The following is an 11,491-nucleotide window of genomic DNA, read 5'->3' on the forward strand; positions in this document are numbered from 1 at the left end:
GCTCTCTCGTGGCTTTCCTCCGGGCGCTTCCCTTCGGTGTTCCAAACTCTATCAGTGTTTTTCCGACCCTCTGACCACCATCCTGCGGACATGCAGAAGATGACCCCGAGATAGGATCTGACAAGTTGGATGCTGCCGGGCAAGAACAAGGTGCGTCACTCAGCCCGCGGCAGGGGTACGACTGTACACGGGGCCGAGAGACGGGTGCAAATCGATTGGGGTTGTGGTCTAGACCACCAATCCGTAAGCTCTCGTCCGGAACCGTCACTACACGTGACATACCCTGCTGAACAGTGCGCCGTCCGGGACAGGCAGAGACGGCCCTGTAGATCTCCACCCCTGGGAGGCTTCCCATGACCACCGTCACGTCCCCTCTTGCCGGACGCGCCATCGCACTGGCCGCAGTGCCTGATCCGGTCTTCTCCGGGGCCATGGTCGGCCCGGGCACCGCCATCGATCCCGTGCGTGAGCCCTCCGAGGCTGTCGCACCTGTGGACGGAGTCATCGTCTCGCTGCACCCCCACGCCTTCGTCGTCGTCGACGAAGCGGGACACGGTGTACTCACCCACCTCGGCATCGACACGGTGCAGCTCAACGGCCAGGGCTTCGAATTGCTCGTGAGCAAGGGCGACACCGTCACGCGCGGTCAGAGCGTGGTGCGCTGGAACCCGGCCGACGTCGAGGCCGCCGGCAAGTCTCCGGTGTGCCCTGTCGTGGCGCTGGAGGCCACGGCGGAGGCCCTGTCCGAGCTCCGTGAGGACGGCGACGTGAAGTCGGGCGACGCTCTCTTCCTCTGGAAGTGACGTCGGTGCCGTCGCAAGACGGCCAGTAGGCACAACCACCGCGGCGGCGGGACCCGCCGCACTATCGGAGACGGGTGAGATGGAGACAACGCTGCGAGGCGTCGGCGTGAGCCACGGTGTGGCGATCGGCGAGGTTCGGCACATGGGAACAGCGGTCCTGGAACCGCCTGCCAAGCAGATCCCCGCGGAGGACGCGGAGCGTGAACAGGGGCGCGCTCGCAAGGCCGTGGAGGCTGTGGCGGCCGATCTGATGGCGCGCGGCAATCTGGCGGGGGGCGAAGCCCAGGCGGTGCTCGAGGCCCAGGCCATGATGGCCCAGGATCCCGAGCTGATGGCGGACGTCGAGCGGCGTATCGCCGTCGGCAGCACGGCCGAGCGTGCGGTGTACGACGCCTTCGCCGCCTACCGCGCCCTGCTCGCAGGTGCCGGTGAGTACCTGGCCGGCCGTGTGGCTGACCTCGATGACGTGCGGAATCGTATCGTCGCCCGCCTGCTCGGGGTGCCGATGCCGGGTGTCCCGGACAGTGACGAGCCGTACGTCCTCATTGCGCGGGATCTCGCACCGGCCGACACCGCGCTGCTGGACCCGACGCTGGTCCTCGGTTTCGTCACCGAGGAGGGCGGCCCGACCAGCCACAGCGCGATCCTGGCTCGTGCGCTCGGGGTGCCGGCCGTGGTGGCACTGCCCGGCGCGGGTGAATTGGCCGAGGGCACGGTGATCGCCGTGGACGGGAGCACCGGCGAGATCTTCGTGAACCCCAGTGAGGAGAAGAAGGCGCGGATGGCCGCGGCCGCTGCCGAGCGCAAGGCAGCGCTGGCCGCTTCGACCGGTCCGGGTGTCACGTCCGACGGTCACAAGGTGCCGCTGCTGGCCAACGTCGGCGGGCCGGCCGACGTGCCGGCGGCCCTCGACGCCGGGGCTGAGGGTGTCGGTCTGTTCCGTACCGAGTTCCTCTTCCTCGACGACAGCAAGAACGCTCCGTCGGAGGACAAGCAGGTCGACGCCTACCGGCAGGTGCTCGAGGCGTTCCCCGAGGGACGTGTCGTGGTGCGGGTGCTGGACGCGGGCGCCGACAAGCCGCTGGACTTCCTGACGCCGGCCGACGAGCCGAACCCGGCGTTGGGCGTGCGTGGGCTGCGGACGCTGCTGGACCACCCCGAGGTGCTGCGCACGCAGCTGACAGCGCTGGCCAAGGCTGCCGAAGGGCTCCCGGTCTACCTCGAGGTCATGGCTCCGATGGTGGCCGACCGCGCCGACGCGAAGGCGTTCGCCGACGCGTGCCGTGAGGCGGGGCTGCGGGCGAAGTTCGGCGCCATGGTGGAGATTCCCTCGGCCGCTCTGCGGGCGCGCTCGATTCTGCAGGAGGTCGAGTTCCTGTCCCTGGGCACCAACGACCTCGCTCAGTACACCTTCGCCGCGGACCGGCAGGTCGGTGCGGTGTCCCGTCTGCAGGATCCGTGGCAGCCCGCGCTGCTCGACCTCGTCGCGCTTTCGGCGGAGGCGGCGAAGGCCGAGGGCAAGAGCTGTGGTGTCTGTGGTGAGGCTGCTTCCGACCCGCTGCTCGCCTGTGTGCTGACCGGTCTCGGAGTCACCTCTCTCTCCATGGGTGCCGCTTCGATTCCCTACGTCCGGGCGACGCTGGCGAAGTACTCGCTGGCGCAGTGTGAGCGTGCCGCGGCGGCCGCGCGGGCTGCCGACAGCGCCGAGGAGGCGCGCGGCGCGGCTCAGGCGGTGCTGTCCGGCGAGTAGCAGGAGGCACACCGCCGATCTTCGGTTGTGTGAGGGGCGCTCCACCTACGGGTGGGGCGCCCCTCCTGCTTCAGTGGTGGTGTCCCGGCGTGATCCCTGTGTCTCCGAGGTCCGGCGGCACGCAGTAGTCGACGTCTGACTCCGGGGAGATGAGGTCTCCGGAGTCGATGTCGGTGCAGTAGGCGTCGAAGACCTCTCCGGCGGTGAGCGGTTCGAGTCCCTCCCCGCGGAGGCGCCAGCCGTAGATGCGGTCCGGGGCGCCGGGTGCGCTGGTGCGCATGACCAGGCCGCCGGGGCCCTGGGTGGCGAGGCCGAGGGCAAGGACGGTGGTGAATTCGAGCGCCTCGGCCTCGTCGAACCGGGCGGCTCCGTCGGTGTCCTGCTCCACGTGGAGTGCGGACAGGAGTGATTCGGGGGTGCCCGTCACGCTGCAGACGAGGTGCCGGTCTCCCTGCTGGGCCGTGTGGAGGATACGGACGAGGAGGTGGGAGGCGCGGGTGAAGGCGGCTCGGCCGATGTCCTCGCCGCAGGACGCGCAGGCGCCGAGTCGGGTCAGCAGGGTGCTCGCGTATTCCCAGGTGGCCTGCCGGACGGCCTCGTCCACCAGGGCGGGTACGAGGTCGGCCAGGGGCCGGCCGTCATAGGGGATGGTCGGGCCGGTGGTCGCGAGTTGGGCCGTGAAGCGGGTGCGGCTGGACTGGATGTCGGGGTCGAGTCCTGCCTCGTCGCAGAAGTCGGCGTACTCCTGCGGGTCGAAGAGGGCGACTGTGGTGTGGCTGCCCTGGGCGGCGCGGGTCCTGAGGATCTCTTCGACTTGGCGTAGGTAGGTCGGGTGGTCTTCGAAGGTGAAGCTGCCGTAGCGCCGCATGGCGCGGAAGTCGTGTTCGTCGGTCAGCAGACCGATGGTGCCGGCGATTTCGCGGCGCAGAACGCGTCGCATGGTCTGGTGGTCGGTGTGCGCCATGGTTCCCCCTGTGAGCGGTCGATCAATGCTCACTCACAGTAATCGGCACCACCGACAACGAGCTCAGAGCGAGGTCGGCCTCGGACTTCGCTGCCGTACGGCGTGAGCCCGAGGCCGCCTACGGGGGCGGTCAGGCGCGTTTGCGGGCCAGGTCCTCGAAGAAGTGGAGCAGGTCGAGGTTGTCGATGGAGCCCGGGTTGACGGCCTTGTCGAGGGCGGTGCCCTGGAGAAGGCGCTTCACCGGCACTTCGATGCGCTTGCCGGTGAGGGTGTGCGGGATGCCGGGCACTTCGATGACCTCGTCGGGGATGTGGCGGGGGGAGAGCTGTTCGCGGATGGTCTGTTTGATGCGGTCCAGGAGGGCCTCGTCGAGGACCGCGCCGGGGGTCAGGTGCACGAAGAGGGGCATCCAGTAGCCGCCGTCGGGCTGCTCGACGCCGATGACGAGCGATTCCCTGATCTCGGGGAGGCGCTCGACGGCTTCGTAGATGTCGGCCGACCCCATGCGTACGCCCTGGCGGTTGAGCGTCGAGTCGGAGCGGCCGTGGATGACCACCGAGCCCCGCGAGGTGACGGTGATCCAGTCGCCGTGGCGCCACACTCCGGGGTAGGTGTCGAAGTAGCTGTCGTGGTAGCGGCTGCCGTCGGGGTCGTTCCAGAAGTGGATCGGCATGGACGGCATGGGGTTGGTGACGACGAGCTCGCCGACCTCGTCGACCAGGGGCTTGCCGCTCGGGTCCCAGGACTGCAGATCGGTGCCCAGACCGGGCGCCTGGAGCTCGCCGATGTACACGGGGAGAGTCGGTACGGCTCCCGCGAAGCAGGAGCAGACGTCCGTGCCGCCGCTGACGGAGGCGATCCACAGGTCGTCGCGGACCTCGTCGTGCAGCCAGCGGAAACCGTCGGGCGGCAGGGGCGAGCCGGTGGTGGCGACGCAGCGCACCTTGGAGAGGTCGTGGTCGCGGCCGGGGTGCACGCCGGCCTTGCGGCAGGCCATGACGTACGCGGCCGAGGTGCCGTAGAGGGTGGCTTGCGTGCGCTCGGCGATCCGCCACTGGGCGCCTGTGTCCGGGTAGCCGGGGCTGCCGTCGTAGAGCACGATCGTGGTGCCCGTGAGGAGGCCGGAGACGAGGAAGTTCCACATCATCCAGCCGGTGGAGGTGTACCAGAAGAAGCGGTCCCCGGGGCCCAGGTCGCAGTGCAGGCCGAGCTGCTTCAGGTGCTCGACGAGGATGCCGCCCTGGGACTGCACGATGGCCTTCGGGAGGCCCGTCGTGCCCGAGGAGTACAGCACCCACAGGGGATGGTCGAAGGGCACCTGCTCGAAGACGGGCTCCGTGTCCGCGGCCGTCAAGGCCGACCATTCCAGAGCGCCCTCGGGAGCCTCGGTGCCGAGGAGGGGGATGTGGACGACGGCACGCAGGGTGGGCAGTTCGCGGCGCAGTTCGGCGACCGTGTCGCGGCGGTCGTGCTCCTTGCCGCCGTAGCGGTATCCGTCGACGGTGAACAGGACGACCGGTTCGACCTGCTGGAAGCGGTCCAGGACGCTGCGGGCGCCGAAGTCGGGGGCGCAGGACGTCCAGACGCCGCCCACTGCGGCCGTCGCGAGGAAGGCGACGACGGCCTGCGGGATGTTGGGGAGGTAGCCGCTGACGCGGTCCCCGGGGCGTACGCCGAGGGCGCGCAGCTCGGCGGCCAGGGAACCGACCTGGCGGCGCAGCTCGGACCAGGTCACGGGGCGGGGGTCGTGGGTCTCGTCGACGTGGAGGAGGGCAGGTTCGTCCGCGTGCGTCTCGGCGGTGCGCAGGGCGTGCTCGGCGTAGTTCAGGGTCGCTCCGGGGAACCACTGGGCTCCGGGCATGGAGCGGTCACCGAGCACGCGCGCGTACGGGTTCGAGAACCGTACGTCGAACCACTCCGTGACGGCTTGCCAGAACGTGTCCAGTTCGTCGACGGACCAACGGTGTAGTGCGGGGTAGCCGCCCTCGGAAGGGGCGCCGTGGTGCTGGGCCGCCCAGGCCTGGAATTCGGTGACCTGTGCCTCGGTGATGCGTTCCTGATCGGGCCGCCACAGCGGCTGGGGGTTCACGGTCGACATGGGGCGGCTCCCGGACTGTGCGCGTCGTGTGCGTCATCCGCGCACGGGCTGGGGTGTGCGCGTGACGCGGTGACATGGACGATGCCATGTGATCAATTCCCGCACCAGGGTGTGCCCCACATAGTCCGTGTCGTGAAGATGTGGTCCCAGCACGGGTGAACGGCAGTTGAACGACACCCGCGCGCGGGCCGGTCAATGGCAGGCTGAGCAGCATGGACGGTCGTGACCTGGTGCGTTCGGTGAAGGCGGTCGGTTCGGCGGGGGCGACCCAGGGGTTGCGTACCGTGCGGGCCGCGTGGCGTAGGAGGCGTGCCGACGCCTCCGGGCTGCCGCCGCGGGGGGCCGAACGGGCGAGGGTGCCCGGACCCGTTCGAGACGTGGAGCCCGGGCCGGGTGGTGGTGTCGTCCGGTTCGACCGGTCGGAGCTGCGGATCATCGTGGCCGTGAACGGGGCCGTGTTCTGGGGCTGGGACGGGGCCGGGCCCGAGCCGTCCTACGCGCTCGCGAACCGCTGCCCGGAGCCGGATCCGCGGGCGGCGCTGGAGCCGGACAAGGACGGTGGCTGGCGGGTCGTGGCCGAGCGGGTGACGGTCGTCGTCTCCCGGCACGGGGCGGTCGAGGTCCTCACGCCCGGCGGGGTGACCTTGCGCCGGGACCTGCCGCCCCGGTGGTGGGAGCCGGTCGGCGGTGGGCCGGCACGGTGGATGCAGCGCTCGGAGGTGGCTGCCGACGCGCGGTTCTTCGGGCTCGGCGGGCGGGCTTCGGGGCCTCGGCTGCGCGACGGGACGTACCGGTTGTGGAACACCGATCCCGGCCGCCCCTTCGGCCCCGACGACGACCCGCTGTACGTGACGATGCCGGTGCAGCTGGTGGTGGCCGACGCCGCCACGCACCTGGTGTTTCACGACAGCTCGTGGGACGGCACGGTCACGCTGCGGGAGGGTGCGGAGGGTGCCGGGTCCGGCCATGACCGTGCCGGCTCCTGCGAGCTGCGGATGGACGGGGGCCCGCTGCGCTGCTGGGTGATGGTGGGCACCCCCGCGCGCGTGCTGCTCGGCTGGGCCTCGCTCACCGGGGCCCCGGCGCTGCCTCCGGCATGGGCGCTCGGTCACCACCACGCGCGCTGGGGCTTCGGCAGCGAGCTGGAGGTGCGGCGGATCGTTGCGGGCTATCAGGAGCGCGGTCTGCCGCTCGACGCGGTTCACCTGGACATCGACCACCACGACGGGCACCAGGTGTTCACCGTCGATGAGGATCGCTTCCCCAAGTTGCCGGTGCTGGCCGAGGAACTGCGGCGGGACGGGATCCGGCTGGTCTCGATCGTCGATCCGGCGGTCAGGGCCGAGCCGGGCAACGCGGTTTTCGACTCGGGGACGGCCGAGGACGCGTTCGTGCGGGACGCGGCCGGGCGAATCGTACGGGGCGTCCTGTGGCCCGGGGAGACCGTCTATCCGGACTTCACGCACGCACGCGTGCGGGAGTGGTGGGGACGCCTCTATGAGGAGCGGCTCGCGCAGGGTTTCGTCGGCTTCTGGCATGACATGAACGAGCCGACCTCGTTCACCGCCTTCGGGGAGTCGACTCTGCCGCGCTCGGCCAGGCACTCTCTGGAGGGGCGTGGAGGGGACCATCGTGAGGCGCACAACGTGTACGCGTTGAGCATGGCCCGGGCGGGATACGAGGGGCTGCGCGAGCTGGCCCCCCAGGAGCGCCCCTTCCTCTTCTCGCGCTCCGGCTGGGCGGGAATGCAGCGCTACGGCGGTACGTGGTCCGGTGACGTCGCCACGGGCTGGCCCGGCCTGCGGGCGTCGCTGTCGCTGGTCATGGGGCTGGGGCTGTGCGGGGTGCCGTATTCGGGGCCGGACGTGGGCGGCTACGACGGGAGTCCGTCGCCCGAGCTGTATCTCCGGTGGTTCCAGCTCGGGGCGTTCCTGCCGCTCTTCCGCACGCACGCGAGTCTGCGGGCGGGCCGCCGGGAGCCGTGGGAGTTCGGTGACGATGTGCTGGAGCACGCGCGCGTGGCGCTGGTCGAGCGGCGGCGGTTGCTGCCCTACTTCGTGACGTTGGCGCATCTCGCCCGGCGTACCGGGGCGCCTTATGTGCGGCCGTTGTGGTGGTCGGCACCCGAGGATCGGGCCTTGCGGGACTGCGAGGACGCGTTTCTGCTGGGCGACTGTCTGTTGGTGGCTCCAGTGCTCGATCCGGGCGCGGACCGGCGTGCGGTGCAGTTGCCTCGGGGGCGCTGGTACGACACCGCGACAGGGCAGGCGTACGAGGGACCGGGGCAGGTCCTCGTGGACGCTCCCCTGTCACGGATTCCGGTGCTCGCGCGGGCTGGTGCCGTCATCCCGGTGCGCGGTGACGACGGCGGCGTGGAACTGGAGGCCTGGGCGCCCGCCCGGGGTCGCACCGGGGGCGGCCTGGTCGTGACGGACGCGGGTGACGGCTGGGACGAGCCGGAGATCGAGCGCTATGTCGCGCGCTGGGTGGGCTCGCGGGTGGTCGTGAAGCGGGAGGGTGAGGACGGCGTGAGCGAGCCGCCTCACCCGGTGCGCGTACGGGGGCTGCAGACCGGCTGAGGTCAGACGTACCGGCCCTCGAACCAAGCGCGCACGGCCAGCGTGTGCAGCGGGAAGGCGAGTTCCTCCGGCCTGCGCAACAGGTGCCAGCCCTCCGTCTCGTCCGTGGTCTCGGAGGGCGGGAGCCCTTCGGCGGGGCGTTCCGGCAGGACGCCGAAGAGGAGGAGGTGCCCGTCGGGCGAGCTCAGCGCGTCGACGAGTCGTACGTCGCGGCTCGCCGCGTCGATGCCGGTCTCCTCCTTGAGCTCACGGACGAGGGCGTGGCGCCAGTCCTCGCGGTCGTCGACGAAGCCGCCGGGCAAGGCGATGCCTCCGCGCGCGGGGGCGACGGTTCGGGTGATGACCACCAGGGCGGTGCCTTGGGTGTCGTACACCGGCTGGAGGGCCACCGCGACCGGGAGGGGATTGCGGTAGGCGACGGTGGTGCAGGCCGGACAGGTGCGTGGCCAGCCGGAGACGCCCTCTCCGTAGGGAGCTCCGCAGGCCGAACAGTGTGAGCCGGGCGCGGAGTTGGGGTTGGGGTGCTGAGTTTCGGACACGCGGCGGACTGTATCCGATCATCGGAAGGTCGTCTTCCGGAGGTGTCCCCCTTGGTGTCGTACGGGGTTCAGCGGGGGGTGGTCAGCGACCTCACGGACACCGGGAAGTCGAAGTAGGTGTCCGGGAAGGGCTCGGGCTTGTAGGTGTAGTGCCACCACTCCTCGGCCAGGTTCACGAAGCCGAGGCTCTCCAGGGTGGTCTTGAGGAGCAGGCGGTGGGCGCGCCGCTCGCCCTGGATCCGCGGGTCGAGGGTGTGCGAGAGGGTGTCGAAGCAGTCGAAGCCGGTGCCCATGTCGACGGAGTTGTCCGGAAAGCGCTCCTCCTTGGGGGCGTGACAGGGCACCAGGGGCTCGCCCGGGACGTACGGCCTGGTGGGCCGCGCGGGGAGCCTCACGATCGTGAGGTCCATGGTCGAGCCGCGGCTGTGGCCGGACTTCTCGGCAATGTAGCCGTCCGCGAACAGACGGGTCTTGTCCACGTCCGGGTAGAACTCGCCCTTCATGGCCTGGTCGTCGAGGTTCTTCGCCCAGCGCACGAAGTGGTTCACGGCTCGCTGCGGTCGGTAGCAGTCGTACACCTTGAGGGTGTACCCCTGGCGCAGGAGGCGGGTCTGCGCGCGGTGAAGCGCTTCGGCGGCGGGTCGGGTGAGGATGCAGATCGGTTGGCGGTAGCCGTCGATGCGCTCGCCGACGAAGTTGTGCGGCGTGAAGTAGCGCATCTCCTGGACGATCGTCCGGTCGACGGTGGCCAGGGCCACGAAGTCCCCTGGCGCCTTGGGCTCGGTGCCCGCCCGGGCGGTGGCGGGGGCGGTGGTCACGGCCAGCAGTGCGGTGAAGGCGGTGAACAGCCCGCGTACTGCGCGCGAGAGTCGTGTCATGTCTCCTGCATCTATCAGGAGCGCGTTCCGTCGGGGAAGCGATCGGACGCGATTTCGCCTCGACGGAGGCATCGCTGCGACGGCCCTGCCCATGCGGCGCCGCCCGTGACACACTTCTGACGTTCCGTCAGATTTATTTCCGGGGAGGGAAATTGTCGCGCACACGCACTCCTGTGGTCGCCGGGTGGTTCGCCGGCGACGGGGACGACTTCAGGCTGCTCGGCACGCGCTGCCGCGCCTGCGCCTCGGTCTTCTTCCCCCGCGAGGAATTCCACTGCCGCAATCCCGGGTGCCCCGGCGGCGGCGATCTGGACGAGGTGCCCCTCTCCCGGCGTGGGCGCGTCTGGTCGTTCACGGACAGCCGCTACCGCCCACCGTCACCCTATGTGACCGATCCGGAACTTCCGTGGGAGCCGTGCACGTTGATCGCTGTGGAGCTGAAGGCAGAGCGGATGGTGGTGCTGGGACAGGCGGCGCCCGGGGTCACCGTGGCCGATCTGACGGTGGGCATGGAGGTGGAGGCCGTGCCCGGAGTGCTTCATGAGGACGCGGAGACGATCTGGACGACGTGGAAGTGGCGGCCGACGGGGGTGACGGTGTGAGCGGTGAGGTGGCGGTGCTCGGCGTGGGCATGCACCCGTGGGGCAAATGGGGCCGCGGCTTCGTCGAGTACGGGGTGGCGGCGGCCCGCGCGGCACTGGCCGACGCGGGCCTGGAATGGCGGGAGATCGGTTCGGTCGTCGGCGCGGACACCGTGCGTGGCGGCTATCCGGGGTATGTGTCCGGGGCAACGTTCGCGAAGGCGCTGGGCTGGCAGGGGGCACGGGTCACCAGCGTGTACGCGGCGTGCGCGTCGGGGGCGCAGGCCGTCAACACCGCGCGCGGGCAGATCCTTTCGGGCCTCGCGGACGTGGTGCTGGTGGTGGGCGCAGACGCCGCACCCAAGGGGTTCTTCCGGCCGGCGGGCGGAGACCGGCCCGATGATCCGGACTGGTTGCGGTTCCGGATCCTCGGCGCGACCAACCCCACCTACTTCGGGCTGTACGCACGCAGGCGGATGGCCGTGCACGGGGACACGCTGGAGGACTTCGCACAGGTGAAGGTGAAGAACTCCGCCCTGGGCACGCTGAATCCGTACGCCCGCTACCGCAAGAGCGTCACCGCCGAGGAAGTCGCCGCCTCCGCCGTGGTCGCCGATCCGCTGCGGCTGCTCGACATCTGCGCGACCTCGGACGGCGGGGCCGCCGTGGTGCTGTCGAGCATGGGGTTCGCCCGCCGCCACGGGGCTGTTGATCCGGTGCGGATCCGAGCCGTGTCCACGGTGACACCGCGCTATCCCACGACCGTGCCGGATCTGCCGGACATCGCGACGGACTCCGCGGTGGCGGCCGAGCCGGCCGCCGCGACCTTCCGCGCGTCCATCGCGCGGGCGGCCTACGAGGAGGCCGGCATCGGGCCCGAGGATCTCGCACTGGCCGAGGTCTATGACCTGTCCACCGCCCTCGAGTTGCAGTGGTACGAGGACCTGGGGCTGTGCGGGGAGGGCGAGGGTGCGAAGCTCCTGCGGGACGGCACGACGGCACTGGGCGGGCGCATACCGGTCAACACCAGTGGGGGGCTCGCCTCCTTCGGCGAGGCCGTCCCCGCCCAGGCGATCGCCCAGGTGTGCGAGGTGACCTGGCAGTTGAGGGGCGCCGCGGGTGACCGGCAGGTCGAGCGAGCGCGTGTGGGGATCACGGCGAACCAGGGGTTGTTCGGGCACGGGTCGGCGGTGATCGCGGTGCGGTGAGGTGCGCCGGGAGCCATGGCGGGCGCGGGCAGAAGGGGTTGACGGGGGGCCGGTCGGCCACGGGGATCGGATGCGGGCCGGGCTCGGGGCG

9 protein-coding genes are annotated in these 11,491 nt (G+C 70.6%); 5 read left to right on the forward strand and 4 right to left on the reverse strand.

Annotated elements, in window-relative coordinates; all coding sequences use genetic code 11:
* The first annotated feature begins 353 nt into the window (after positions 1-353).
* Together AQJ84_RS24515 and ptsP are read left to right on the forward strand one after the other, a co-directional pair.
* Positions 354-803 (forward strand): PTS sugar transporter subunit IIA, encoded by a 450-nt coding sequence (locus AQJ84_RS24515; protein ID WP_030038671.1) that lies wholly within the window; start codon positions 354-356, stop codon positions 801-803.
* A gap of 79 nt (positions 804-882) precedes the next feature.
* Positions 883-2,553 carry a phosphoenolpyruvate--protein phosphotransferase gene (gene ptsP / locus AQJ84_RS24520; protein ID WP_030038670.1) on the forward strand — a complete coding sequence of 557 codons (1,671 nt, stop codon included), beginning with the start codon at positions 883-885 and terminating at the stop codon, positions 2,551-2,553.
* A 70-nt stretch (positions 2,554-2,623) separates the two neighbouring features.
* Here the strand turns inward: ptsP and AQJ84_RS24525 are convergent, their stop codons facing one another.
* Both AQJ84_RS24525 and AQJ84_RS24530 read right to left on the reverse strand, forming a co-directional pair.
* Positions 2,624-3,517, reverse strand: a complete 894-nt coding sequence (locus AQJ84_RS24525; RefSeq protein WP_030038669.1) for a hypothetical protein — start codon at positions 3,515-3,517, stop codon at positions 2,624-2,626.
* A 130-nt stretch (positions 3,518-3,647) separates the two neighbouring features.
* On the reverse strand, positions 3,648-5,615 hold the full coding sequence (locus AQJ84_RS24530; protein WP_053192446.1) for an acetoacetate--CoA ligase: 1,968 nt from the start codon (positions 5,613-5,615) through the stop codon (positions 3,648-3,650).
* A 212-nt stretch (positions 5,616-5,827) separates the two neighbouring features.
* Between AQJ84_RS24530 and AQJ84_RS24535 the strand changes: the two genes are divergently transcribed.
* Positions 5,828-8,194, forward strand: a complete 2,367-nt coding sequence (locus AQJ84_RS24535; protein ID WP_030038667.1) for a glycoside hydrolase family 31 protein — start codon at positions 5,828-5,830, stop codon at positions 8,192-8,194.
* A 2-nt stretch (positions 8,195-8,196) separates the two neighbouring features.
* Here the strand turns inward: AQJ84_RS24535 and AQJ84_RS24540 are convergent, their stop codons facing one another.
* Positions 8,197-8,733: an NUDIX domain-containing protein gene (locus AQJ84_RS24540; protein ID WP_030038666.1), complete on the reverse strand. Its 537-nt coding sequence runs from the start codon at positions 8,731-8,733 to the stop codon at positions 8,197-8,199.
* A 68-nt stretch (positions 8,734-8,801) separates the two neighbouring features.
* Positions 8,802-9,611: a M15 family metallopeptidase gene (locus tag AQJ84_RS24545; protein ID WP_030038665.1), complete on the reverse strand. Its 810-nt coding sequence runs from the start codon at positions 9,609-9,611 to the stop codon at positions 8,802-8,804.
* A 173-nt stretch (positions 9,612-9,784) separates the two neighbouring features.
* On the opposite strand from AQJ84_RS24545, the gene AQJ84_RS24550 reads away from it, so the two are divergent.
* A complete protein-coding gene (locus AQJ84_RS24550; RefSeq protein WP_030038664.1) occupies positions 9,785-10,213 on the forward strand; it encodes a Zn-ribbon domain-containing OB-fold protein in 429 nt (142 codons plus the stop codon).
* Positions 10,210-11,400 (forward strand): lipid-transfer protein, encoded by a 1,191-nt coding sequence (locus tag AQJ84_RS24555; RefSeq protein ID WP_053192454.1) that lies wholly within the window; start codon positions 10,210-10,212, stop codon positions 11,398-11,400. The genes AQJ84_RS24550 and AQJ84_RS24555 overlap by 4 nt, the downstream gene beginning before the upstream one ends.
* Positions 11,401-11,491 lie beyond the last annotated feature (91 nt).

Source organism: Streptomyces resistomycificus, assembly GCF_001514265.1.
In the GTDB taxonomy this organism is placed as follows: Bacteria; Actinomycetota; Actinomycetes; order Streptomycetales; family Streptomycetaceae; genus Streptomyces; species Streptomyces resistomycificus.

What these genes read in the sequence shown, in the direction of transcription:
- AQJ84_RS24545 (WP_030038665.1), bottom strand. Translation starts at nt 9,611, where the DNA reads ATGACACGACTCTCGCGCGCAGTACGCGGGCTGTTCACCGCCTTCACC.
- AQJ84_RS24530 (WP_053192446.1), bottom strand. Translation starts at nt 5,615, where the DNA reads ATGTCGACCGTGAACCCCCAGCCGCTGTGGCGGCCCGATCAGGAACGC.
- AQJ84_RS24525 (WP_030038669.1), bottom strand. Translation starts at nt 3,517, where the DNA reads ATGGCGCACACCGACCACCAGACCATGCGACGCGTTCTGCGCCGCGAA.
- ptsP (WP_030038670.1), top strand. Translation starts at nt 883, where the DNA reads ATGGAGACAACGCTGCGAGGCGTCGGCGTGAGCCACGGTGTGGCGATC.
- AQJ84_RS24515 (WP_030038671.1), top strand. Translation starts at nt 354, where the DNA reads ATGACCACCGTCACGTCCCCTCTTGCCGGACGCGCCATCGCACTGGCC.
- AQJ84_RS24535 (WP_030038667.1), top strand. Translation starts at nt 5,828, where the DNA reads ATGGACGGTCGTGACCTGGTGCGTTCGGTGAAGGCGGTCGGTTCGGCG.